Below are 22,680 nucleotides of genomic sequence, written 5' to 3'. Positions count from 1 at the left end.
GCTTCGCAGCCCAGCGGGAGCAAGCTCCCTCGCCACAGTGGTCAGCATTCCAGGTCTATACCTGCACTAACAAAAACGCCGCGATTCTCTCGCGGCGTTTTTGTGTCTGTTGCCTTAGCCCAGGTTCTTGCCGAGCAGCGCGTGGTACAGCTCGCTGTCGCCCAGAATCCCTACCACGTGGTTGTTGTCGTGCAGCACCAGCTTGTTGCCGGTCTGGTAGCGAATCTGCAGCGCGTCGCGCATGCCGATGCTGGAGTCCACCAGGGTCGGGCGTCGGCCCAGGCCTTCAACGGCCTGGCCCGGTGCCCAGTTCTGCAGGTCCAGCACCGAACCGTTCTGGCGCGCACCCTTGATGGTGTTGCCTTCGGCCAGGTCCAGCCAGGAATCGCCGCCCGGGTCCAGGCACACCGAACCGTTGATGCGTTTGCAGTTGTCCAGGGTGCGCATCAGGCTGCGACCACACAGCACGTTCAGCGGGTTGGTGTGGGCCACGAAGGTCCGCACGTAGTCGTCCGCCGGGTTCAGCACGATTTCTTCGGGCTTGCTGTACTGGATGATCCGGCCGTCTTTCATGATCGCGATGCGGCTGCCGAGCTTGAGGGCTTCATCGAGGTCGTGGCTCACGAACACGATGGTCTTGCTCAGCTTGCGTTGCAGCTCCAGCAACTCGTCCTGCAGGCCCTGACGGATCAGCGGGTCGAGGGCCGAGAAGGGTTCGTCCATCAGCAGAATGTCGGCGTCCATCGCCAGCGCACGGGCCAGGCCAACACGCTGCTGCATGCCGCCGGACAGCTCATCGGGCTTCTTGTTGCGCCATTGGGTCAGGCCCACCAGTTCGAGTTTGTCATCGACCAGCTTCCTGCGTTCCTTTTCCGGACGACCCTGCATTTCCAGACCGAAACTGATGTTCTCGCGCACCGTCAGCCAGGGCATCAGGGCGAACTTCTGGAACACCATGGCAATGCGCTTGGTGCGCATCATTTTCAGCTCGGCCGGGGTGCAGGACGCGATGTTGATCTGCTTGCCTTCGTGCTCGACGAACAGCTTGCCGCGGCTGACGGTATTCAAACCGTTGATGCAGCGCAGCAGGCTGGATTTGCCGGAGCCGGACAGGCCCATCAGCACGCAGATTTCACCTTTTTCGATATCCAGGCTGGCCTTTTCCACGCCCACGATCTGCCCGGTCTTCTTGAGGATTTCGCTGCGGGTCAAACCTTGATCGAGCAGCTTGAGGGCTTCGCGCGGATCCTTGGTGAAGATCACGTCTACGTCTTCAAAGCGAATGATGCTCATGCGTCACCCCCTACTTTGGCGTCGGGTTGTTTGCAGATACGGTCGAGCATGATCGCCAGCAGTACGATCGCCAGGCCTGCTTCGAAGCCCAGGGCGATATCAGCCGTATTCAGTGCGTTGACCACGGGTTTGCCCAGGCCGTCGGCGCCTACCAGTGCCGCGATCACCACCATCGACAACGACAGCATGATGCACTGGGTAATGCCGGCCGCGATGCTTGGCATGGCGTGGGGCAGTTCGATCCGTGAGAGCAGTTGACGGCGCGAGCAGCCGAAGGCCTTGCCGGCGTCCATCAGTTCCTGTGGAACATCGCGAATGCCCAGGTAGGTCAGGCGGATGGGCGCGGCAATCGCGAACACCACCGTGGAGATCAGACCCGGGACCACACCCAGACCGAAGAGGGTCAGGGTAGGAATGAGGTAAACGAAGGTCGGTACGGTCTGCATCAGATCGAGTACCGGACGCATCATGGTGTAGAACATTGGCTTGTGCGCGGCGACGATGCCCAGCGGCACGCCGATGACCACGCAGACCAGGGTGGCGAACAACACCTGGGCCAGGGTTTCCATGGTTTCCTGCCAATACCCCAGGTTGAGGATCAACAGAAAGGAGGCAATGACGAAGACCGTCAGGCCCCACTTGCGCTGGATGAAGTGGGCCAGAATTGCGATCAGGCCGATCAGGACCAGCGGGTTGAACCAGGTCAGCGCAAACGTCACGCCGTGGATCATCGTTTCCAGTGTCACGGCAATTGCGTCGAAGGTGTTGGCGCCGTGTTGCGTCAACCATTCAACGAAGCCCGCGATGTACTGGCCTAGGGGTATTTTCTGATCAATCAGCATGGTAGTGAACGTCCGCATGCAAGGAAATAAACAGCCCGGGCAGGCGAGCCTGCCCGGCATAAGCGATTACTGTGCGAGCTTGGCTTTCACGGCCTCCAGGCCTGGTTTACCGTCAGTGGTGGTCACGCCAGCGAGCCAGGTATCGAGCACCTGTGGATTCTTCTTGAGCCAGGCCTTGGCGGCCGCGTCAGGCTTCATCTTGTCGTCCAGGATGTTGCCCATGAGTTCGCTTTCCATGTCGACGGTGAACTCCAGGTTTTTCAACAGCTGGCCCACGTTGCTGCATTCCTCGGCGTAACCCTTGCGGGTGTTGGTCGCCACGGTGGCAGCACCGAAATCCGGGCCGAAGAAATCATCGCCACCGGTCAGGTATTGAATCTTGAAGCGCTTGTTCATCGGGTGCGGCGCCCAGCCGAGGAAGACCACGGCGGTGTCGCGTTTCTGCGCGCGGTCGACCTGGGACAGCATCCCCGCTTCGCTGGATTCGACGACCTTGAAGCCGGCGTCCTTCAAGCCGAAGGCGTTCTTGTCGATCATGCTCTGGATCAGGCGGTTGCCGTCGTTGCCAGGCTCGATGCCGTAGATCTTGCCATCGAGTTCTTTCTTGAATTTGGCGATGTCGGCGAAGTCATGCAGCCCCTTGTCGTACAGGGCTTGTGGCACGGCCAGGGTGTACTTGGCGCCCTTGAGGTTGGTGCGCACGGTTTCCACGGTGCCGGCGTCGCGGTAGGCCTTGATGTCGTTTTCCATGGTCGGCATCCAGTTGCCCAGGAACACGTCCATGTTCTTGCCGTCGGCCAGGGACTTGTAGGTCACCGGCACGGAGATCATGGTGGTCTTGGTCTTGTAGCCGAGGGCGTTGAGCACGACGCTGGTGGTCGCGGTTGTTGCGGTGATGTCGGTCCAGCCGACATCGGAGAAGTTTACGGTGTTGCATTGGGCCGGTTCGGCGGCTTGCGCCAGAACCGGCAGACTAAGCATGGCGGCCAACAACAACGACGGGGAACCTTTCATGGATGGACTCCTTGGTGTTTTTTTTGGCAGTGTTCCGACTGGACCACCGCACTTATAGGTTGCGGTTGGATGGCGTTTTGGAGACAGCTCTACCACGGCGCCTTGCAATCGAGTCGATATGATCATGTACCAGTGAAAATCTGACGCCTACAGGGAGAGTCGTAACCAGTACAGGGATGGTCGCATCCAGTGTCAGTGACGTCGTTTACAGATTTTTTCAGCCCGATTTCCCCCTGCACGACACAAAAAAACGGCGAAAACATGGCGTAAAACGCACACGGCGTAACTGAGCATGAGTGCGTCGGTGTGAGACGTCGAACGACCTGACAAAAGGCTGATGATGCGGCCATCTCGGCGGATTGCAGCTTGAGCGTAGCAGCTCCGCCACCGGGCGTTTTTGCGCCTGGCGTTGGCTTATCCAGGAGTTCGGCAAGTCATGGCTATCAGTGTTTTCGACCTGTTCAAAATCGGCATCGGCCCATCCAGTTCGCACACCGTGGGGCCGATGCGGGCGGCGGCGCTGTTCGTGCAGGACGTGCGTCAGTGCGGTCTGCTGGAACAGGTGCGCCGCGTCGAAGTGCAGCTTTATGGTTCGTTGTCGGCCACCGGCATCGGCCACGGCAGCGACAACGCGGTGATCATGGGCTTGATGGGCGAGTGGCCGGACGCGATCGACCCGTCGCAAATCGGCATCCGCATCGCCACCCTGCGTGAAACCGACACTCTATTGCTCGACGGTCGTTTGCCGGTGCCCTTCGTTTGGGCGCGGGACATGCGCCTGATCGACGAGAACCTGCCGTTCCATCCCAATGCCATGACCCTGGTTGCCGAAGGTGCCGATGGCGAATTGCACCGCGATACATACTATTCGGTGGGCGGCGGTTTTGTCGTCGATGAAGCCCAGGCTTCCAGTGGTGTGGTCGATCTTGATCGCACCGAACTGCCTTACGACTTTTCCAGTGCCGCCGAACTGCTGGCGCTGTGCAAGACCCACAACCTGCGCGTCGCTGAGCTGATGATGGCCAACGAGAAGGTCTGGCGCAGCGAGGAGGAAATCCGCAGCGGTCTGATGAAACTCTGGCGCGCCATGCAGGATTGCGTCGAGCACGGCCTCAAGCACGAGGGCATCCTGCCGGGCGGCCTGAACGTACGCCGGCGTGCGGCGAAACTGCATCGCAGCCTGCAGGAGCTGAACAAGCCCAACGTCATCGGCTCGACCCTCAGTGCCATGGAGTGGGTCAACCTGTTCGCCCTGGCGGTCAACGAAGAAAACGCCGCCGGCGGGCGCATGGTCACGGCGCCGACCAATGGCGCGGCGGGGATCATTCCGGCGGTGTTGCACTACTTCATGAAGTTCAGCGAGGACGTGACCGACGCCAATGTCGTCGATTACCTGCTCGGTGCGGCGGCGGTGGGGATTCTGTGCAAGAAAAATGCGTCGATCTCCGGTGCCGAAGTCGGTTGCCAGGGCGAAGTGGGTTCGGCCTGCGCCATGGCGGCGGCGGGGCTGGCGGAGATCTTGGGTGCCACGCCGGAGCAGCTGTGCAACGCGGCGGAGATTGGCCTGGAACACAACCTCGGTTTGACCTGCGATCCGGTGGGTGGTCTGGTGCAGGTGCCGTGTATTGAACGCAACGCGATTGCGGCGGTGAAGGCGATCAACGCGGCGCAGATGGCGTTGCGCGGTGATGGTCAGCACTTTATCTCGCTGGATCGGGTGATTCGCACGATGCGCGATACCGGCGCCGATATGCATGACAAATATAAGGAGACATCGCGGGGTGGGTTGGCGGTGAGTGCGGTGGAGTGTTGAGTCAGTAAAACCGCGTCGTCTACTTCGCGAGCAAGCCCGCTCCCACATTGGATGGGTGAACGACGCAGATCCAGTGTGGGAGCGGGCTTGCTCGCGAAGGGGCCAGACCAGTCAAAACTGCGCGCTAATTGAACACCCGCAACGAAACGCGCCACCTTTTAGCGCGTCGCTTACAGATAAATGGCCTGGCTACCGATCAGGTACTATTCGGGCTCTGACCATTCGTCATCCTGTGCCTGCGGTGACACTCTTTGCGGTTGCCCCGCAGCCCTGTTCCCACAAGTGCTACCGATTTGCTCACACACCTCGGAACAGCGCACTTGCCGTCATTGACAGCACTTATAACCCCTACTCGCCGCGGGTCTTATATAGACACGCCGCGACGTCGTTTTCAGGAGTTATTGAATGTCCATTCAACTTTAGGCATGGCAATTGCTCTGTCATTACAAAGCCCGTCTCCCACGCGAGATCGATGGCAATAACAAGAGCCTCCGCCTGAGGCCATCACCCGATTTGTGTGAGGAGATATCGCGATGACGTCGTTCAACTCCGGGGCCCAACCCCAGAACCGTGCGCCTCAATCCATCGGCTTTCTGCTGCTGGACAATTTCACGCTGATTTCCCTGGCGTCCGCAGTTGAACCGCTGCGCATGGCCAATCAGTTGTCCGGACGCGAGCTGTATCGCTGGACGACCCTCACTGTCGATGGTGGCCAGGTCTGGGCCAGTGACGGTCTGCAAATCACCCCCGACGCCTCCATGCACAAGGCACCGCCCCTGGACACCGTGATTGTCTGCGGTGGTATCGGTATTCAGCGCACGGTTACCCGCGAGCACGTGTCATGGCTGCAGAGCCAGGCGCGCCAGTCCCGTCGCCTCGGCGCGGTCTGCACCGGCAGCTGGGCCCTGGCCTGCGCCGGCCTGCTGGACGGTTTCGATTGCAGCGTGCACTGGGAATGCCTGGCAGCGATGCAGGAAGCCTTTCCGCGCGTGGCCATGAGCACTCGCCTGTTCACCCTCGACCGTAACCGCTTCACCAGCTCCGGCGGCACCGCGCCGCTGGACATGATGCTGCACCTGATCAGCCGCGATCACGGCCGTGAACTGTCCGCCGCTATCTCGGAAATGTTCGTCTACGAGCGTATCCGCAACGAACAGGATCACCAGCGCGTGCCGCTCAAGCACATGCTTGGCACCAACCAGCCGAAGTTGCAGGAAATCGTGGCGCTGATGGAGGCCAACCTCGAAGAGCCGATCGACCTCGACGAGCTGGCGGTGTACGTCGCCGTGTCCCGTCGGCAGCTCGAGCGGCTGTTCCAGAAGTACCTGCATTGCTCGCCGTCGCGCTACTACCTCAAGCTGCGCCTGATTCGTGCGCGGCAGTTGCTCAAGCAGACGCCGATGTCGATCATCGAAGTGGCATCGGTGTGTGGCTTCGTCTCCACGCCGCACTTCTCCAAGTGCTACCGCGAATACTTCGGCATTCCACCGCGTGACGAGCGCGTAGGCTCCAATACCACCCAGCAAGTGGCGATGATGCCGCTGCCGCAAGCCCTGGTGCTGTCGCCGCTGTCGGGGCCGTTGTCGGCGCTGAGCCAGGCGCGCAATGAGTCGACGTTTGCCAGCGTAAGGCTCTGAACCCAAAGGCTCTTGTGGCGGGCTCTTGTGGCGAGCTCTTGTGGCGAGGGAGCTTGCTCCCGCCGGGCTGCGAAGCAGACCCTTGACCGGCGAATGGTTTTTTTCAGAAAAAACGCATTCGCCTTTTTTGCGACCGCTTCGCGCTCGAGCGCAAGCAAGCTCCCTCGCCACAGGGTATTTGCAAGGGCGTTTCAGCGGGTAACGTGGCTCTGTTGGTACTCGGCCAACGCCGGCAACAACTGCTTGTCGATTGCCTGGCGCACGGCTGGCAGGATGGTCGCGCTGCTGGTGTACATCTGCTTGACCATGGTGCGCAGCACGATGGCCCTTTCGTTGTTCAAACCCCGTACCGCGCATTCGCAGGCCTGCTCGGCGGTGGAGCCGTTGGGCACTTGAAAGCCCAATGCCTTGAGCTGGCCCAACAGGTCTTCCTGGTCTATCAAATCGGCGTGCATCATGGTGCAAGTCCTTCTTCTGGGATCGGGGTCGTGCCTCGATTCTGGTAGTGGGCGACAGTGGCGGCAAGGGCGATTTGTCGCGATGTCAGCATTGACTATGAACAGGTCGCTTTCGGGCAACTTGCCGGCGAGGGGAGTCGGCACACTGGACTCAGCTCGCTTCACGACGGTTTGGTCACCCTCGCATGGCAGCTCCTCAACAGTACCCTCTGCCTCGATCCTGTCACGGCTTGATCGGGGCTTTTTTTGTCTGTGAATCCTGGGGTTTTGTGTTGCCTGGGCGGGCGCCTTCGCGAGCAAGCCCGCTCCCACAGGAGGAACACGATCCAAATGTGGGAGCGGGCTTGCTCGCGAAGAACGATGACGCGGTCTAGCGTTGCAACACCAGAATGCGCGACAACAATTCATCCCGGTCCACATAGCAGCCCTGGAAATGCCGCGCGCCTGTAGCGGGGTCAAATGCATTGCGCGCATGCAGCGTACGGCGGTTGTCGAAGCACCAGAGTTCGCCCGGGTTGAGCCGCTGCACCACGCGAAAGCGATCCTCGCGGGTCATGGCGATGAAGCGGCGATAGGCACGATAGAGCTTGGGCATGTCTTCCACCGAGGCGTCGAACGGGCCGCGCAAAAAGTTCGCCATGCGGATTTCCGACACCTGCCCCAGATTGTCCAGAGCAATGATCGGCGCCAGGCAGCGGTAGTCGCTGTGGCGGTCCTTGTTGCGAAACTCCACGGGGATCTCGCACAGGCTTTTGAAGGCCTGCGGATCTTCCCGGCGCAGGGCGTCGGCGATGGCGAAACCGTCGACGAAAATACTCTCGCCACCCTCGGCCTCGTTGACCAGGCAATGCAGAAACTGCAGCCCCGGTTGCAACTCGCGGGTCGGCAAATCGCTGTGCAGCGGCAGGTTGAAAGCGGTGTAGGCGTTGCTGTCCGCATCGGCCTTGGATTGCACATTGAACAGCACGCCGAAATTGCTCTCGCGGATGAACGAAATACGTTGGGCAATCAGCTTCAGCGAGCCGGGCTCGGTGGGCACGCCACGGACCTGGGTCAGGCCGGTATCGCGTACCGCCAGCAGCCATTGCAGCAGGGCCTCGTGGTCGTTCATCAAGGCCTGATACTCGAACACCGGCAGCGTCAGGTCGCTGTGCCATAGCCGGGATTTGGGCTTGCCGGCCAGGCGCTCGGCGCGGGACTCATCGTCGTAGGCGTGGGCCCGCAGCCAGCCCGGATCGAAGCGGCTCAGATGACCGTCCTGCCATTCCACCCGCAGGCAACCTTCAGCATCGATGGCGGTATCGCCGGGCATCAGGTTCTGCGGCACATCGACAATTTCCAGCACCTGCTCGCGGGTCACGCTATAGACGCATTGCGGGCACGGGCAGTTGTCCCGCAGCCATTGATGATGGAAGGGGCTGACACGTTGATCGGCCCACTTCACCAGCACGCGATCGGCCATCGCCTGCACGCCTGTCAGCGCGCTGATCAACGGATAAGTACGGAAGTCGGCAAAAGCGGCGGCGGTGTTCATGCAATCTCCTTGTTATTTTTTTGCGGGCAGTGCGATCACTCGGCCAATGTACTCGGGCGCCGGCAGGTCGGCCTGCTCGGCGACGATGGCCTGCAGTTTGCCCAGGGGCACTTCGCTGAACGGCGTGGAGCGGGGGCCGGCGAGGTCAACGTGCAGCAGCATCTGCTCGTTGCCCGCCAGCTCCAAGTCGTCACCGACCCGATGCAGGCTGTGGTAGAGGTGCAGGCGTTTGCTGTCGTGGCCGATGATCTGGGTGCGCACTTCGACATCGGCATCGAGCTTCACTTCGTGCAGGTAGTTGAGGTGCAGCTCCAGGGTGAACAGCGAGTTGCCGCTGGCTTCGCGGTTGTTGCTGTCCATGCCCAGGCGATCCATCAGGGCGTCGGTGGCATAACTGAAGATCAGCAGGTAGAACGCGTCGCGCAGGTGGCCGTTGTAGTCGACCCAGTCGGGGATGATGCGGGTTTGGTAGGTGGTGAGGGTGGGCATGATTACTTTTCCAACGTTGATGGTGTCTGCACTGCCGCTTTCGCCAGCAGGCTGGCCCCACCCTGGAATGCATTTTCCTGTGGGAGCCAGCCTGCTGGCGATGGCGCCGGTCCGGCTGATCGATTACTCGCTGAAGGTCATCCCATGCTTCTCTTTGGTGGTCTTCACCGCTTCCAGCACCGCCAGCAGGCAGTCATCACGATAGCGCTCCAGCGCCGAAATGCTGTGTTTGCCCAATTGATCGCTGGTGCCGTCCACCACATCGTCGATCAATTTGTCGGTCAGTTCCGGTGCCGGCAGGTAAGTCCAGGGCAGTTGCAGCGCCGGGCCGAACTGGGCCATGAAGTGGCGCATGCCGGCATCGCCTCCCGCCAGGGTGTAGGTCAGGAACGTGCCCATGAACGACCAGCGCAGGCCCGCGCCAAAGCGGATGGCGTCGTCGATTTCACCGGTGGTCGCCACACCGTCGTTGACCAGGTGCAGCGCCTCGCGCCACAGCGCTTCGAGCAGGCGGTCAGCGATGAATCCCGGCACTTCCTTGCGCACGTGCAGGGGGCGCATGCCGAGGGATTCGTAGACTTTCATGGCGGCCTGAACGGCTTCGGGCGCGGTGTTCTTGCCGCCGACCACTTCCACCAGGGGCAGCAGGTAAACCGGGTTGAACGGGTGACCGACCACGCAGCGCTCCGGGTGGGTGGCGCTCTCGTAGAATTCGCTCGGCAGCAGGCCGGAAGTGCTGGAGCCGATCAGGGCGTTGGGCTTGGCGGCGGCGCTGATTTTGCTGTGCAGTTCCAATTTCAGCTCCAGACGCTCGGGGGCGCTTTCCTGGATGAAGTCGGCGTCGCGTACGCATTCTTCGATGGTCGCGACAAAGCGCAGGCGATCCTGGGAAGCGCCCGGTGCCAGGCCTTGTTTCTCCAGCGCGCCCCAGGATTTGGCCACACGATTGCGCAACGCGGCTTCAGCGCCGGGCGCCGGGTCCCAGGCCACCACATCCAGGCCGTGGGCGAGCGCGCGGGACACCCAGCCGCTGCCGATGACACCGCTGCCCAGGGCGGCGAAGGTTTTGATTTCGGTGATAAAGCTCATGACATTGTCCTAAAGAGTTCGAAAAACCCTGTGGGAGCGGGCTTGCCCGCGAAGAGGCCGGTACATCCGGCGAATCTTCAGCGGTAGAACCATCGCTTTCGCGGGCAAGCCCGCTCCCACAGGGACATGCGCAGGTTTGATTACCCGCGTTGGATCAGGCCCATTTTCTTGCGGCCTTCGGCTGGGGTCAGGACCCGCGCGCCGAGACGGCTGAGGATTTCGCTGGCGCGTTCGACCAGTTGGCCGTTGGTCGCCAGCACGCCCTTGTCCAGCCACAGGTTGTCCTCCAGGCCGACCCGCACGTTGCCGCCCAGCAGCACCGCTTGCGCCGCCATCGGCATTTGCATGCGGCCGATGCCGAAACCGGCCCAGACCGCGTCAGCCGGCAGGTTGTCGACCATGGCCTTCATGGTGGTGGTGTCCGCCGGCGCGCCCCACGGGATGCCCAGGCACAACTGGAACAACGGGTTGTCGAGCAGGCCTTCCTTGATCATCTGTTTGGCGAACCACAGGTGGCCGGTGTCGAAGATTTCCAGCTCGGCCTTCACGCCAAGCTCTTGAATACGTTTGGCGCCAGCACGCAGCTGCGCCGGGGTGGAGACGTAAATGGTGTCGCCATCGCCGAAGTTCAGGGTGCCGCAATCGAGGGTGCAGATCTCCGGCAACAGTTCTTCGACGTGGGCCAGGCGGGTCAGGGGACCGACCAGATCAGTGTTGGGGCCGAACTCCATCGGATTCTCGCCGGCGCCGATTTCCAGGTCGCCACCCATGCCGGCGGTGAGGTTGACGATGATGTCGACGTCGGCTTCGCGGATGCGCTCCATCACTTCGCGGTACAGCGCCACGTCACGGCTGAACTTGCCGGTTTGCGGGTCGCGAACGTGGCAGTGGACCACGGTGGCACCGGCCTTGGCGGCTTCCACGGCGGCGGCCGCGATTTGTTTCGGGGTGACCGGCACGTGTGGGCTCTTGGCGGTCGTGTCGCCAGCACCGGTGAGTGCGCAGGTGATGATGACGTCGTGATTCATGGGGCGGTTTCCTTCAGGCGTGGTGGTGCCGTTCGCAGCCCTTTTGGGCTGCGAGTCGGTGGTTCAGAACAGGGTTATTTGCTGGTCAGTTGCAGGTTTTCAGCGGCCGGCTTGCCGTCGAAGGTGGTCACGCCGTCAAGCCAGCGCTTTTTGTCTTCGGGGTGATCTTTCAGCCATTGCTTAGCCGATTCGAAGGCGTCCTTGTGATCCAGCAGCGGCTGCATCATTCGGCTCTCGTCTTCGGCGGTGAAGGTCAGGTTGCTCAGCAGGCGACCGATGTTCGGGCATTGTTCGGCGTATTTCGGCGCAGTCACCGTCCAGACGGTGGCCATGCCTTCGTTCGGGCCAAGGGCGTCGTCGCTGCCGGTGAGGTAGGTCATTTTGATGTTGACGTTCATCGGGTGCGGCGCCCAGCCGAAAAACACCACGGCTTCGTTGCGGCGCACCGCGCGATCCACGGCGGCGAGCATGCCGGCTTCGCTGGACTCGACCAGCTGGAATTTGCCCAGGCCGAACTGGTTCTTGGTGATCATCGCCTTGATCTGGGTGTTGGCGCCCGAGCCTGGCTCGATGCCGTAGATCTTGCCGCCCAGTTCTTTTTCGAACTTGGCGATGTCGGCGAAGGTTTTCAGGCCCTTGTCATACAGGTAGGTGGGCACGGCGAGGGTGGCACGGGCGTCCTTGAGGCTCGGCGCTTGCAGCACCTTGACCTGGTTGGCGTCGACGAACGGGGTGATGGTCTGGGTCATCAGCGGGTTCCAGTACCCCAGGAACAGGTCCAGGCGCTGATCGCGAATCCCGGCGAAGATGATCTGCTGGGAGGCGCTGGTTTGTTTGGTGCTGTAGCCGAGGCCGTCGAGCAATACCTGGGTCATTGCACTGGTAGCGATCACGTCGGTCCAGTTCACCACGCCCATGCGCACATTCTGGCAAGAGGCGGGTTCGGCGGCCATGACGCTTGCGCTCAGCAAAGCGGTACCACTGAGTGCAAGAACACAGCTGCTGATCAGTCGTTTCATTCTCAGGTTCCTCGGCAGTTTCGTTATTGTGGGTCCGGTCGTCTTTGTGCGCCGGTGATGTCACGTTACGCAGCAATTGCGCCATCAAAGCGCACTACGGCGACCAGCACTTGCACTGCAGCGACCTGTCCCCTTGAATGGCACTGGCAACTGGCGTATCAACGTCTTCACGTTGCCCGACCTCTCGCTCCTGCCCATCGAGTGCGCGCCATGTCTCAGGATTTCTATTTCTTGTTGCTGCCGGGTTTCTCGGCCATCGGATTCATCTCGGCCATCGAGCCGTTGCGGGTTGCCAATCGTTTTCGCGGCGAGCTCTATCGCTGGCATGTATTGAGTGCCGATGGTGGAGCCGTGCTGGCCAGCAACGGCATGTCGGTCAACGCCGACGCGGCGCTGGAGCCGTTGAAAAAAGGCGCGACCCTGCTGGTGGTTGCCGGCTTCGAGCCGCTGAAGTTCGCCACCCCCGCCGTGGAGCACTGGCTGCGGCGCCTGGACAACGAAGGGGTGACCCTCGGGGCCATCGATACCGGCAGCTTCGTGCTGGCCGAGGCCGGCCTGCTCGACGGCCATCGCCTGACCCTGCACTGGGAAGCCATCGATGCCTTCAAGGAGTCTTATCCACAGCTCAGCGTGACCCAGGAGCTGTTCGAGATCGACCGTCGGCGCATCACCTCAGCCGGGGGGACCGCGTCCATCGATTTGATGCTCGATCTGATCGCCCAGGCCCATGGCCCGGAACTGGCGATCCAGGTCAGCGAACAGTTCGTGCTTGGCCGCATCCGCCCGCGCAAAGACCACCAACGCATGGAAGTCGCTACGCGTTACGGCATCAGCAACAAGAAACTGGTGCAGGTGATCGGTGAGATGGAGCAACACAGCGAACCGCCGCTGAGCACACTGGAACTGGCGGAATCGATCAAAGTGACGCGCCGGCAACTGGAGCGCCTGTTCCGTCTGCACCTGAACGACACACCGAGCAATTTCTATCTGCGATTAAGGCTGGAAAAGGCGCGGCAACTGCTGCGCCAGACCGATATGAGTGTGCTGGAAGTGAGCATCGCCTGTGGGTTCGAATCGCCGTCATATTTCACCCGCAGTTATCGGGCGAAGTATGAGCGCTGTCCGCGAGAAGACCGGCGTACCGCCAAGGCCTGAACGACGCATAACCCTGTGGGAGCGGGCTTGCTCGCGAATGCATTCTGTCAGTCACCGCTGAGTTGACTGACACACCGCTTTCGCGAGCAAGCCCGCTCCCACAGGGTGATCTGCGTTGACTTTTACTGCTTCATCAACGCCGAACACGCCGCCTTGTAGGCTTCATGCTGATATTTGTTCAGCGTCTGCGGCAGCTCAAACCCATGCTTCTTGGCCTGCGCATTGATCGTCTGCGGCGACAACAGCGTCACCTCGCAATTGTCCAGCAACTGCAAAACCCCCTCGATCTTGAACGTGGTCGGCCCGCCGGCAAATTCACCTTTCTTGCTGCGCTTCTTGATTGCAATCCGATCAATCGAATTCTCCCGCACGAACGAGGCGACCTGAGCGGCAAACACCTTGACGTTGGCGGCCTCGTCGTCATCGTCCAGGGCGATTTTCTTGGTCGCCAGCGCCACATGGCTCAACGCCTGACCCTCGAGGCTGGCCACAGCGATGATCGCTTCGCTGCCCTTGATTTCGATGCCGCAGATTTTCATGGTCAATCCCTTTACTGGCTGATGGCGTGCAGCTTACAGCTCAAGTTGACTGGCGGTGATGCCAAACGCCGCGGCAATTTTCTCGCGGGTGGCTTTGCGCGGTTTTGGGATGGTTTCCTGTTCGGCATATGCGAGTGGGGAGATGCCCATGCGTTCTGCCACTTCCTCCTGGGTAAGGTCAAAATGTTCACGCCAGGCGCGCACAGGAAGCGCTCCATCGACAATCAGGGTTACAACTTCGTGCGGGATCATCATCTTTTCCATCCTTTGTGATCACTCCTGCCCAATCGACTCCAAAAACTCCGACCGTTCGTCACTGATCCGGGCCACGCAATCATTTTGCGCGATGGTGAAGGCTTTGCTGCCGGCGGTGGTGGGGAAGGCTTCGACGGCGCAGTCGGCGTCGCGGGTTTTCAGCCATTGCTGTTGGGAGGATTTGATTTTGGCGGTGATGTCGGCCAATTGCGTCGGGTTCTTGCCGTAGAGCGACTGCATGCGCTCATTCAGGCTCTTGAGGTTTTCGTTCAGCAGATCTTCGGCGGTGGTTTTGCTGAAGGCCGAGCATTCCAGGGTCTGGATGTCGTTTTCGACTTTGTCGCAAGGGTTGTCGTCAGCTTCTTCTGCTGCGTGTACGCCGGTCGCAATCAATACCAAAGCCAGGAGGATGGATTTCATTCAGGTCGCCGCTCTTGTCCAGTGAAGCATCAAGTGATGCGACGAATTCTGGCCCAAGCGGGCGGGCTTGAACAGGTCGCGAATCGTGCCTGTCGGCGACCCTTTGTCGCGGATTGACGCTTTCGGCAATTCCCCTGTCGTTTTTGCACCCGGCTGCCAAGGCACCGAGGCATATGCTGGCCCCAAAGCGCCGGCAGACGATTCGGCGCATGAATCGCTAATAAGGGGACAGCCTGATGAGCCCAGCCGAATTGCACGCCGACAGCATCGTTATCGACGGGCTGATCATTGCCAAGTGGAACCGCGAGCTGTTTGAAGACATGCGCAAGGGCGGCCTGACCGCCGCCAACTGCACCGTGTCGGTATGGGAAGGCTTCCAGGCCACCGTCAACAACATCGCCGCCAGCCAGAAACTGATCCGCGAGAACAGCGACCTGGTGATTCCGGTGCGTACCACCGCCGACATCCGCAAGGCCAAGGAGCAGGGCAAGACCGGCATCCTGTTCGGCTTCCAGAACGCCCACGCATTCGAAGACCAGATCGGCTATGTCGAGGTGTTCAAGCAACTGGGCGTGGGTATCGTGCAGATGTGCTACAACACCCAGAACCTGGTGGGCACCGGTTGCTACGAGCGCGATGGCGGCCTGTCGGGCTTCGGTCGTGAGATCGTCGCCGAGATGAACCGCGTTGGCGTGATGTGCGACCTGTCCCATGTCGGCTCCAAGACATCCGAAGAAGTCATCCTCGAATCGAAGAAACCGGTGTGCTACTCCCACTGCCTGCCGTCGGGGCTGAAGATTCACCCGCGCAACAAGTCCGATGAAGAACTCAAGTTTATCGCTGACCACGGCGGTTTCGTCGGCGTGACCATGTTCGCGCCGTTCCTGGCCAAGGGCATCGATTCGACCATCGACGACTACGCCGAAGCCATCGAATACACCATGAACATCGTCGGCGAAGACGCCATCGGCATCGGCACCGACTTCACCCAGGGTCATGGCCAGGACTTCTTCGAATACCTGACCCACGACAAGGGCTATGCCCGCCGCCTGACCAGCTTCGGCAAGATCATCAACCCGCTGGGCATCCGCACCGTCGGCGAATTCCCGAACCTGACCGAGACGCTGCTCAAGCGCGGCCATTCCGAGCGCGTGGTGCGCAAGATCATGGGCGAGAACTGGGTCAACGTCCTCAAGGACGTCTGGGGCGAGTAAGCCGCACCTCTGAATCCTTTCCCCCGGCCGACCGCGCCGGGGGCAACACCAAAATTTTTCTGGAGTTAAGTTTCCATGGCCAAGATCGCCCCGCAATTGCCTATCGAAGTCGACAGCGAGACCGGTGTCTGGACCTCCGACGCCCTGCCGATGCTGTACGTGCCGCGTCATTTCTTTGTCAACAACCACATGGGCATCGAGGAAGTGCTGGGCGCCGACGCCTATGCCGAGATCCTCTACAAGGCCGGCTACAAGTCCGCCTGGCACTGGTGTGAAAAAGAAGCCGAATGCCACGGCCTGGAAGGCGTCGCGGTGTTCGAGCACTACATGAAGCGCCTGTCGCAGCGCGGCTGGGGCCTGTTCAAGATCCAGGACATCGACCTCGACAAAGGCACCGCCAGCGTCAAGCTCGAGCACTCGGCGTTCGTCTACGTCTACGGCAAGGTCGGGCGCAAGGTCGACTACATGTTCACCGGCTGGTTTGCCGGCGCGATGGACCAGATCCTCGCCGCCCGCGGCAGCAAAATCCGCACCGTTGCCGAACAAGTCTACGGTGGCTCCGAAGAAGGCCACGACGACGGTTTGTTCACCGTCAAGCCGTTGTAAGTCGAGGAACCCGCCATGGCTTTCGAAGCAATGTTCCAGCCGATCCAGATCGGCAAACTGACCATCCGCAACCGCGTGCTCAGCACCGCGCACGCCGAGGTCTACGCGACCGACGGCGGCATGACCACCGACCGGTACGTCAAGTATTACGAAGAGAAGGCCAAGGGCGGGATCGGCCTGGCGATCTGCGGCGGTTCGTCGGTGGTCGCCATCGACAGCCCGCAGGAATGGTGGAGTTCGGTGAACCTGTCCACCGACCGCATCATCCCTCACTTCCAGAATCTGGCCGACGCCATGCACAAGCACGGCGCCAAGATCATGATCCAGATTACTCACATGGGCCGTCGCTCCCGCTGGGACGGCTTCAACTGGCCGACGCTGATGTCGCCGTCCGGCGTGCGTGAGCCCGTGCACCGCGCGACTTGCAAAACCATCGAGCCGGAAGAGATCTGGCGGGTGATCGGCAACTACGCCCAGGCGGCCCGTCGCGCCAAGGCCGGCGGCCTGGACGGCGTCGAGCTGTCGGCGGTGCACCAGCACATGATTGACCAGTTCTGGAGCCCGCGGGTCAACAAGCGCACCGACGAATGGGGCGGCACCTTCGAAGGCCGCATGAAGTTCGGCCTGGAAGTCTTGAAAGCCGTGCGCGCCGAAGTCGGTGACGATTTCTGCGTGGGCATGCGCATCTGTGGTGACGAGTTCCACCCCGATGGCCTGTCCCACGAGGACATGAAGCAGATCGCCAAGTATTACGACGACACCGGCATGCTCGATTTCATCGGTGTCGTGGGTTCGGGTTGCGATACTCACAACACCCTGGCCAACGTGATTCCGAACATGAGCTACCCGCCGGAGCCGTTCCTGCACCTGGCCGCCGGGATCAAGGAAGTGGTCAAGGTTCCGGTGCTGCACGCGCAGAACATCAAGGACCCGAACCAGGCCACCCGGATTCTGGAAGGCGGCTACGTCGACATGGTCGGCATGACCCGCGCGCACATTGCCGACCCGCACCTGATCGCCAAGATCAAGATGGGCCAGATCGACCAGATCAAGCAGTGCGTGGGCGCCAACTACTGCATCGACCGTCAGTACCAGGGCCTGGATGTGCTGTGCATCCAGAACGCCGCGACCTCCCGTGAATACATGGGCTTGCCGCACATCATCGAAAAAACCACCGGCGTCAAACGCAAGGTGGTGGTGGTCGGCGCCGGTCCTGCGGGGATGGAAGCGGCCCGTGTCGCTGCCGAGCGTGGCCACGACGTGACCCTGTTCGAGAAGAAGGAATTCATCGGCGGGCAGATCACCACGGCCTCGAAAGCGCCGCAGCGCGACCAGATCGCCGGTATCACCCGCTGGTATCAACTGGAACTGGCGCGCCTGAAAGTCGACCTGCGCCTGGGCACGGCAGCCGACGCACCGACCATCATGGACCTGCGTCCGGATGTGGTGGTGCTGGCGGTGGGCGGTCATCCGTTCATCGAGCAGAACGAACACTGGGGCGCGGCCGAAGGCCTGGTGGTCAGCAGTTGGGACATCCTCGACGGCAAGGTCGCACCCGGCAAGAACGTGCTGGTGTACGACACCATTTGCGAATTCACCGGCATGTCCACCGCCGACTTCATTGCCGACAAAGGCAGCCAGGTCGAGATTGTCACCGACGACATCAAGCCCGGCGTGGCGATCGGCGGTACGTCGTTCCCGACTTACTACCGCAGCATGTACCCCAAAGAAGTGATCATGACCGGCGACATGATGCTGGAAAAGGTCTACCGCGAAGGCGACAAGCTGGTGGCGGTGCTGGAAAACGAATACACCGGTGCCAAAGAGGAGCGGGTGGTGGATCAGGTGGTGGTGGAAAACGGCGTGCGTCCGGACGAAGCCATCTACTACGCGCTCAAGGAAGGTTCGCGCAACAAGGGCCAGATCGACGTCGAAGCCCTGTTCGCGATCAAGCCTCAGCCATGCCTGGAACAGAGCGGTGACGGCTACCTGCTGTTCCGCATCGGTGACTGCGTGGCCCAGCGTAACGTGCATGCGGCGATCTATGACGCCCTGAGGCTGTGCAAGGATTTCTAAGAGCTTGTGGATAACCCTGTGGGAGCGGGCTTGCTCGCGAATGCATTCTGTCAGTCACCGCTGAATTGACTGGTACACCGCTTTCGCGAGCAAGCCCGCTCCCACAGGAACCGAGCAAGACATCTCGACCTGCGAGACCCCGAGGTCTTTGGGAGCAACACCTATGTTGAACACCCTTCTTCCAATCCTGTTGTTCGCAGCCCTGGCCCTCGCGGTGCTGGGCGCGTTGCGGCGGGTGGCCATGTGGCGTCGGGGCCGGGCCTCGAAGGTCGACCTGATCGGCGGCCTGTTCGCCATGCCCAAGCGCTACATGGTCGACTTGCACCATGTGGTCGCGCGGGACAAATACATCGCCAACACCCACGTGGCCACGGCCGGTGGCGCGGTGGCGTCCATCGTGCTGGCGATTCTGGTGCACGGTTTCGGCCTGCATAACCGCATCCTCGGTTACGCCCTGCTGCTGATGTCGGCGGTGATGTTCGTCGGCGCGATCTTCGTTTACCTGCGTCGGCGCAACCCGCCTGCGCGCCTGTCGAAAGGCCCGTGGATGCGCCTGCCGAAAAGCCTGCTGGCGTTCTCGGCGTCGTTCTTCCTGGTGACGTTGCCGGTGGCCGGGATCCTGCCGGAGAACTTCGGTGGCTGGCTGCTGGCGGTGATCCTCGGCATCGGTGTGCTGTGGGGCGTGTCGGAGCTGTTCTTCGGCATGACCTGGGGCGGGCCGATGAAACACGCCTTCGCCGGTGCCCTGCACCTGGCCTGGCACCGTCGCGCCGAACGCTTTGGCGGCGGTCGTTCCACCGGTTTGAAACCTTTGGACCTGAGCGATCCGGCTGCGCCCCTGGGCGTGGAAAAGCCGAAGGATTTCACCTGGAACCAACTGCTCGGTTTCGACGCCTGTGTGCAGTGCGGTAAATGCGAAGCCGCGTGCCCGGCGTTCGCCGCCGGCCAGCCGCTGAACCCGAAAAAGCTGATTCAGGACATGGTGGTCGGCCTGGCCGGTGGTACTGATGCGAAATTTGCCGGCAGCCCGTATCCGGGCAAACCGATCGGCGAACACGCCGGCAATCCGCATCAACCGATCGTCAACGGTCTGGTGGATGCCGAGACCCTGTGGTCATGCACCACCTGCCGTGCCTGTGTCGAGGAGTGCCCGATGATGATCGAGCACGTCGATGCCATCGTCGACATGCGTCGTCACCTGACCCTGGAAAAAGGCGCGACCCCGAACAAGGGTGCCGAAGTCCTGGAAAACCTGATCGCCACCGACAACCCGGGCGGCTTCGCGCCGGGCGGGCGGATGAACTGGGCGGCGGACCTGAACCTCAACCTGATGAGCGAGAAGAAGAACGTCGACGTGCTGTTCTGGGTCGGCGACGGTGCCTTCGACATGCGTAATCAGCGCACCCTGCGTGCCTTCGTCAAAGTGCTGAAAGCGGCCAAGGTCGACTTCGCGGTGCTGGGTCTCGAAGAGCGCGACAGCGGTGACGTGGCGCGACGACTGGGCGACGAGGCCACTTTCCAGTTGCTGGCCAAGCGCAACATCCAGACCCTGGCCAAGTACAGCTTCAACCGCATCGTCACCTGCGACCCGCACAGCTTCCACGTGCTGAAAAACGAATACGGTGCCTTCGACGGCAACTACCTGGTGCAGCACCACAGCACCTACATGGCAGAGATCATTGGCGCCGGCGCACTCAACCTCGGCCAGCACAAAGGCGACAGCGTGACCTATCACGACCCGTGCTACCTGGGTCGCTATAACGGCGAATACGAGGCCCCGCGCGAGGTATTGCGTGCCCTGGGCATCGAAGTGAAAGAGATGCAACGCTCCGGCTTCCGTTCACGCTGCTGCGGCGGTGGCGGCGGTGCGCCGATCACCGACATCCCGGGCAAACAGCGGATTCCCGACATGCGCATGGAAGACATCCGCGAAACGGGTGCCGAACTGGTGGCTGTGGGTTGCCCGCAATGCACCGCGATGCTCGAAGGCGTGGTCGAGCCCCGGCCGTTGATCAAGGACATTGCCGAACTGGTGGCAGATGCGCTGCTTGAGGAAGACGCGCCGAAACCTGCCACGCCGGCCAAACGCGAACCTGCGGAGGTGCACTGATGAGCGACATTATCCGCCGCGATCCCCGCGCCGAATGGATCGCCCGCAACCGCCTGCACCCGTTGCACGCGGCGATGCAACCGGCGCAACACAGCTGGATGGGGCCCAACGGCATCATCCGCAAGAATCTTCACGGGGTGGGTTTCATCGGCCCCAACGGCATCAAGCGCATTGACCGCAGCGGCGCGCAACAGGGCGGGACCAGCAAGCGTTCTGCCGCCGTTGAAGTGCAGCTGCCGCTGCATCAGGTGCCGGCGCCGGCGTTCTACATCAGCGTGGTGCCGGACATGGTTGGCGGCCGCTTGAGCAGCCACGACCGCGATTTGCTGGGGCTGGCCCATCAGTTGGCTGGCAAGGACGGCGCAGTGCTGGCCGTGGTCTTCGGTGATCACAAGGAAAGCGCGTTTGCCACTGCCGGCGTCGATCGCCTGCTGGTGCTCGACGGCGAAGCGTTCAGCGGTTATGCACCGGAGCAACGGGTCCAGGGCCTGCGGGCTGTGGATAACCAATTCAACCCACGTCATTGGCTGCTGCCGGACAGCCGCACCGGAGGCGGCGAACTGGGCCGTCGCTTTGCCGCCGCCCTGGGCGAACGCCCGGCCACGCGGGTCTGGCAGGTCAAGGACGAGGCCTGTATCGGTCGCGCCGGTGCTGGGTTGCAAGACCTGGCGCGCCCGGTCGCACGGCTGATCCTGGCTGCCGTGGAATGCGCCGAACCGGTCAGCGAAACCCGTCACGAAGCCTTGCCGGTGGAGTTATCCACAGGCGTGGCGCGCAGTCTGTCGCGCATCGAGGACCTGGGCGCGGTGGCGGTGGATCCGGCGGCGATTCCCATGGCCGAAGCCGAGTTCATCTTCTCCGGCGGTAACGGGGTCAAGGACTGGGCGCTGTTCCATCAGACTGCAGCCGCCCTGGGCGCCACCGAAGGCGCATCGCGGGTGGCGGTGGACGACGGCTTCATGGCCCGCGACCGTCAGGTCGGGGCGTCCGGTACCTGGGTCACTGCGCGGGTCTACGTGGCGGTGGGGATTTCCGGGGCGATCCAGCACCTGCAAGGCATCGGTGCCTGCGACAAGGTGGTGGCGATCAACCTCGACCCGGGCTGCGACATGATCAAACGGGCCGACCTGTCGGTGATTGGCGAGAGCGCCGAGATTCTTCAAGCCTTGATCGCCGCGGTAGAGGCCTACCGCAATGACGCCAAGCGCGATGCGGCTTAAGGGAAGGAAAGGGTTATGAGCACTAAAATCATCAGCCTGGTGTCCATCGGCGCCCACCCGACGTCCGGGCGGCCGCGTCGCGCGGAACAGGATGCGCGGGCGGTGGAGTTGGGTCTGCAACTGGCTGGGGATAACTTGCAGGTGCTGCATGCCGGCGATGCGGCCGAGCCTGCGTTGCGTGCTTACCTGGGCATGGGCCTGGAGCAGTTGCATGTGCTGGAACAACCGGAGGGTGCCGATGCCTTGCCGGCGCTGACCGCTTATCTGCGCGAGGCCGGGGCCCAGGTGGTGCTGACCGGTAGCCAGGCGGAAACCGGAGAAGGCTCGGGGATGTTGCCGTTCCTGCTGGCAGAGGGGCTGGGTTGGCCGCTGGTGGTCGGGTTGGCGCAGGTGGAATCCATCGAAGGCGGCTCGGCGCTGGTGTTGCAGGCGTTGCCGCGCGGTCAGCGTCGTCGCTTGAAGGTGCGCTTGCCGTTCCTGGCGACTGTGGATAACGCTGCACCCAAGCCACGGCAGAGCGCTTACGGCCCGGCCCGGCGTGGGCTGTTGCAGGCCGAAGACGTGGAAGTGGTCGATGACGAACTGCTGGCGGTTGCCACCCTGCAACCGGCCAAGCCTCGGCCCAAGCGCTTGAAGGTGATCAAGGCCAAGAGCGGTGCCGACCGGATGAAGGCCGCGACGGCCAAGGCCAGCGGCGGTGGGGGGCAGGTGCTCAAGGGCGTTACGGCGCAGGCCGGGGCTGAAGCAATCCTCAAGCTGCTGATAGAAGAAGGCGTGGTTCGCTAAAGCACGGCCACCCCAAAACAAACGGTGGGAGCGGGCTTGCTCGCGAAAGCGGCGTGTCAGCCGATGTACCAGTTGTCTGACAC

20 protein-coding genes and 1 pseudogene are annotated in these 22,680 nt (G+C 61.8%); 9 read left to right on the top strand and 12 right to left on the bottom strand.

Annotated elements, in window-relative coordinates; genetic code table 11:
• Positions 1 to 114: 114 nt before the first annotated feature.
• The 3 genes from choV to B0W55_RS22235 form a co-directional block, all read right to left on the bottom strand.
• On the bottom strand, positions 115 to 1,293 hold the full coding sequence (gene choV, locus B0W55_RS22245; protein WP_077048063.1) for a choline ABC transporter ATP-binding protein: 1,179 nt from the start codon (positions 1,291 to 1,293) through the stop codon (positions 115 to 117).
• The gene (gene choW, locus B0W55_RS22240; RefSeq protein ID WP_077048062.1) at positions 1,290 to 2,135 is read right to left on the bottom strand and encodes a choline ABC transporter permease subunit; all 846 of its coding nucleotides are present in this window, start codon (positions 2,133 to 2,135) and stop codon (positions 1,290 to 1,292) included. The genes choV and choW overlap by 4 nt, the downstream gene beginning before the upstream one ends.
• Positions 2,136 to 2,201: 66 nt before the next feature.
• Positions 2,202 to 3,149: a choline ABC transporter substrate-binding protein gene (locus B0W55_RS22235; protein ID WP_077048061.1), complete on the bottom strand. Its 948-nt coding sequence runs from the start codon at positions 3,147 to 3,149 to the stop codon at positions 2,202 to 2,204.
• Positions 3,150 to 3,585: 436 nt separating this feature from the next.
• Here B0W55_RS22235 and B0W55_RS22230 point away from each other — a divergent pair, with 436 nt between their 5' ends.
• Together B0W55_RS22230 and B0W55_RS22225 are read left to right on the top strand one after the other, a co-directional pair.
• On the top strand, positions 3,586 to 4,962 hold the full coding sequence (locus tag B0W55_RS22230; protein WP_077048060.1) for an L-serine ammonia-lyase: 1,377 nt from the start codon (positions 3,586 to 3,588) through the stop codon (positions 4,960 to 4,962).
• 533 nt (positions 4,963 to 5,495) lie between these two features.
• Positions 5,496 to 6,599, top strand: coding sequence for a GlxA family transcriptional regulator (locus tag B0W55_RS22225; RefSeq protein WP_047534337.1), 1,104 nt, complete (start codon positions 5,496 to 5,498; stop codon positions 6,597 to 6,599).
• A gap of 191 nt (positions 6,600 to 6,790) precedes the next feature.
• Here B0W55_RS22225 and B0W55_RS22220 read toward each other — a convergent pair whose 3' ends face one another.
• From B0W55_RS22220 to B0W55_RS22195, 6 genes are all read right to left on the bottom strand, one after another.
• On the bottom strand, positions 6,791 to 7,057 hold the full coding sequence (locus B0W55_RS22220; protein WP_077048059.1) for a hypothetical protein: 267 nt from the start codon (positions 7,055 to 7,057) through the stop codon (positions 6,791 to 6,793).
• 370 nt (positions 7,058 to 7,427) lie between these two features.
• Positions 7,428 to 8,591 carry a gamma-butyrobetaine dioxygenase gene (locus tag B0W55_RS22215; RefSeq protein ID WP_077048058.1) on the bottom strand — a complete coding sequence of 388 codons (1,164 nt, stop codon included), beginning with the start codon at positions 8,589 to 8,591 and terminating at the stop codon, positions 7,428 to 7,430.
• Between the two features lie 12 nt (positions 8,592 to 8,603).
• On the bottom strand, positions 8,604 to 9,080 hold the full coding sequence (locus B0W55_RS22210; protein WP_077048057.1) for a thioesterase family protein: 477 nt from the start codon (positions 9,078 to 9,080) through the stop codon (positions 8,604 to 8,606).
• Between the two features lie 123 nt (positions 9,081 to 9,203).
• Positions 9,204 to 10,169, bottom strand: a complete 966-nt coding sequence (locus B0W55_RS22205) for an L-carnitine dehydrogenase (RefSeq protein ID WP_077048056.1) — start codon at positions 10,167 to 10,169, stop codon at positions 9,204 to 9,206.
• A 140-nt stretch (positions 10,170 to 10,309) separates the two neighbouring features.
• Complete coding sequence (locus B0W55_RS22200) at positions 10,310 to 11,197, bottom strand: 3-keto-5-aminohexanoate cleavage protein (protein ID WP_077048055.1); 888 nt, start codon at positions 11,195 to 11,197, stop codon at positions 10,310 to 10,312.
• Between the two features lie 74 nt (positions 11,198 to 11,271).
• The gene (locus B0W55_RS22195) at positions 11,272 to 12,216 is read right to left on the bottom strand and encodes a choline ABC transporter substrate-binding protein (protein ID WP_077048054.1); all 945 of its coding nucleotides are present in this window, start codon (positions 12,214 to 12,216) and stop codon (positions 11,272 to 11,274) included.
• A 210-nt stretch (positions 12,217 to 12,426) separates the two neighbouring features.
• On the opposite strand from B0W55_RS22195, the gene B0W55_RS22190 reads away from it, so the two are divergent.
• Complete coding sequence (locus tag B0W55_RS22190; RefSeq protein ID WP_077048053.1) at positions 12,427 to 13,371, top strand: GlxA family transcriptional regulator; 945 nt, start codon at positions 12,427 to 12,429, stop codon at positions 13,369 to 13,371.
• A 122-nt stretch (positions 13,372 to 13,493) separates the two neighbouring features.
• Here the strand turns inward: B0W55_RS22190 and B0W55_RS22185 are convergent, their stop codons facing one another.
• From B0W55_RS22185 to B0W55_RS22175, 3 genes and pseudogenes are all read right to left on the bottom strand, one after another.
• The gene (locus B0W55_RS22185) at positions 13,494 to 13,910 is read right to left on the bottom strand and encodes a DUF3010 family protein (protein WP_077048052.1); all 417 of its coding nucleotides are present in this window, start codon (positions 13,908 to 13,910) and stop codon (positions 13,494 to 13,496) included.
• Between the two features lie 33 nt (positions 13,911 to 13,943).
• A pseudogene (locus B0W55_RS22180) lies at positions 13,944 to 14,165 on the bottom strand (helix-turn-helix domain-containing protein); the annotation flags it as partial.
• An 18-nt stretch (positions 14,166 to 14,183) separates the two neighbouring features.
• Positions 14,184 to 14,585, bottom strand: a complete 402-nt coding sequence (locus B0W55_RS22175) for a lysozyme inhibitor LprI family protein (RefSeq protein WP_077048050.1) — start codon at positions 14,583 to 14,585, stop codon at positions 14,184 to 14,186.
• Between the two features lie 236 nt (positions 14,586 to 14,821).
• On the opposite strand from B0W55_RS22175, the gene B0W55_RS22165 reads away from it, so the two are divergent.
• From B0W55_RS22165 to B0W55_RS22140, 6 genes are all read left to right on the top strand, one after another.
• Positions 14,822 to 15,799 carry a dipeptidase gene (locus B0W55_RS22165; RefSeq protein WP_008033250.1) on the top strand — a complete coding sequence of 326 codons (978 nt, stop codon included), beginning with the start codon at positions 14,822 to 14,824 and terminating at the stop codon, positions 15,797 to 15,799.
• Between the two features lie 75 nt (positions 15,800 to 15,874).
• Positions 15,875 to 16,405 carry a DUF5943 domain-containing protein gene (locus B0W55_RS22160; RefSeq protein WP_007926354.1) on the top strand — a complete coding sequence of 177 codons (531 nt, stop codon included), beginning with the start codon at positions 15,875 to 15,877 and terminating at the stop codon, positions 16,403 to 16,405.
• Between the two features lie 15 nt (positions 16,406 to 16,420).
• Complete coding sequence (dgcA, locus tag B0W55_RS22155) at positions 16,421 to 18,481, top strand: dimethylglycine demethylation protein DgcA (RefSeq protein ID WP_077048048.1); 2,061 nt, start codon at positions 16,421 to 16,423, stop codon at positions 18,479 to 18,481.
• Between the two features lie 163 nt (positions 18,482 to 18,644).
• On the top strand, positions 18,645 to 20,591 hold the full coding sequence (gene dgcB / locus B0W55_RS22150; RefSeq protein ID WP_077048047.1) for a dimethylglycine demethylation protein DgcB: 1,947 nt from the start codon (positions 18,645 to 18,647) through the stop codon (positions 20,589 to 20,591).
• Complete coding sequence (locus B0W55_RS22145; RefSeq protein ID WP_077048046.1) at positions 20,591 to 21,811, top strand: electron transfer flavoprotein subunit alpha/FixB family protein; 1,221 nt, start codon at positions 20,591 to 20,593, stop codon at positions 21,809 to 21,811. The genes dgcB and B0W55_RS22145 overlap by 1 nt, the downstream gene beginning before the upstream one ends.
• Before the next feature lie 15 nt (positions 21,812 to 21,826).
• Complete coding sequence (locus tag B0W55_RS22140) at positions 21,827 to 22,597, top strand: electron transfer flavoprotein subunit beta (RefSeq protein ID WP_077048045.1); 771 nt, start codon at positions 21,827 to 21,829, stop codon at positions 22,595 to 22,597.
• Positions 22,598 to 22,680: the final 83 nt, after the last annotated feature.

The organism is Pseudomonas sp. KK4, assembly GCF_001984065.1.
Taxonomy (GTDB): Bacteria; Pseudomonadota; Gammaproteobacteria; order Pseudomonadales; family Pseudomonadaceae; genus Aquipseudomonas.
This window is presented reverse-complemented; position numbering and strand designations above follow the sequence as displayed.

What these genes read in the sequence shown, in the direction of transcription:
- B0W55_RS22215 (WP_077048058.1), bottom strand. Translation starts at nt 8,591, where the DNA reads ATGAACACCGCCGCCGCTTTTGCCGACTTCCGTACTTATCCGTTGATC.
- dgcB (WP_077048047.1), top strand. Translation starts at nt 18,645, where the DNA reads ATGTTGAACACCCTTCTTCCAATCCTGTTGTTCGCAGCCCTGGCCCTC.
- B0W55_RS22185 (WP_077048052.1), bottom strand. Translation starts at nt 13,910, where the DNA reads ATGAAAATCTGCGGCATCGAAATCAAGGGCAGCGAAGCGATCATCGCT.
- choW (WP_077048062.1), bottom strand. Translation starts at nt 2,135, where the DNA reads ATGCTGATTGATCAGAAAATACCCCTAGGCCAGTACATCGCGGGCTTC.
- choV (WP_077048063.1), bottom strand. Translation starts at nt 1,293, where the DNA reads ATGAGCATCATTCGCTTTGAAGACGTAGACGTGATCTTCACCAAGGAT.
- B0W55_RS22230 (WP_077048060.1), top strand. Translation starts at nt 3,586, where the DNA reads ATGGCTATCAGTGTTTTCGACCTGTTCAAAATCGGCATCGGCCCATCC.
- B0W55_RS22145 (WP_077048046.1), top strand. Translation starts at nt 20,591, where the DNA reads ATGAGCGACATTATCCGCCGCGATCCCCGCGCCGAATGGATCGCCCGC.
- B0W55_RS22190 (WP_077048053.1), top strand. Translation starts at nt 12,427, where the DNA reads ATGTCTCAGGATTTCTATTTCTTGTTGCTGCCGGGTTTCTCGGCCATC.
- B0W55_RS22165 (WP_008033250.1), top strand. Translation starts at nt 14,822, where the DNA reads ATGAGCCCAGCCGAATTGCACGCCGACAGCATCGTTATCGACGGGCTG.
- B0W55_RS22195 (WP_077048054.1), bottom strand. Translation starts at nt 12,216, where the DNA reads ATGAAACGACTGATCAGCAGCTGTGTTCTTGCACTCAGTGGTACCGCT.
- B0W55_RS22205 (WP_077048056.1), bottom strand. Translation starts at nt 10,169, where the DNA reads ATGAGCTTTATCACCGAAATCAAAACCTTCGCCGCCCTGGGCAGCGGT.
- B0W55_RS22225 (WP_047534337.1), top strand. Translation starts at nt 5,496, where the DNA reads ATGACGTCGTTCAACTCCGGGGCCCAACCCCAGAACCGTGCGCCTCAA.
- B0W55_RS22200 (WP_077048055.1), bottom strand. Translation starts at nt 11,197, where the DNA reads ATGAATCACGACGTCATCATCACCTGCGCACTCACCGGTGCTGGCGAC.
- B0W55_RS22235 (WP_077048061.1), bottom strand. Translation starts at nt 3,149, where the DNA reads ATGAAAGGTTCCCCGTCGTTGTTGTTGGCCGCCATGCTTAGTCTGCCG.
- B0W55_RS22210 (WP_077048057.1), bottom strand. Translation starts at nt 9,080, where the DNA reads ATGCCCACCCTCACCACCTACCAAACCCGCATCATCCCCGACTGGGTC.
- B0W55_RS22160 (WP_007926354.1), top strand. Translation starts at nt 15,875, where the DNA reads ATGGCCAAGATCGCCCCGCAATTGCCTATCGAAGTCGACAGCGAGACC.
- dgcA (WP_077048048.1), top strand. Translation starts at nt 16,421, where the DNA reads ATGGCTTTCGAAGCAATGTTCCAGCCGATCCAGATCGGCAAACTGACC.
- B0W55_RS22220 (WP_077048059.1), bottom strand. Translation starts at nt 7,057, where the DNA reads ATGATGCACGCCGATTTGATAGACCAGGAAGACCTGTTGGGCCAGCTC.
- B0W55_RS22175 (WP_077048050.1), bottom strand. Translation starts at nt 14,585, where the DNA reads ATGAAATCCATCCTCCTGGCTTTGGTATTGATTGCGACCGGCGTACAC.
- B0W55_RS22140 (WP_077048045.1), top strand. Translation starts at nt 21,827, where the DNA reads ATGAGCACTAAAATCATCAGCCTGGTGTCCATCGGCGCCCACCCGACG.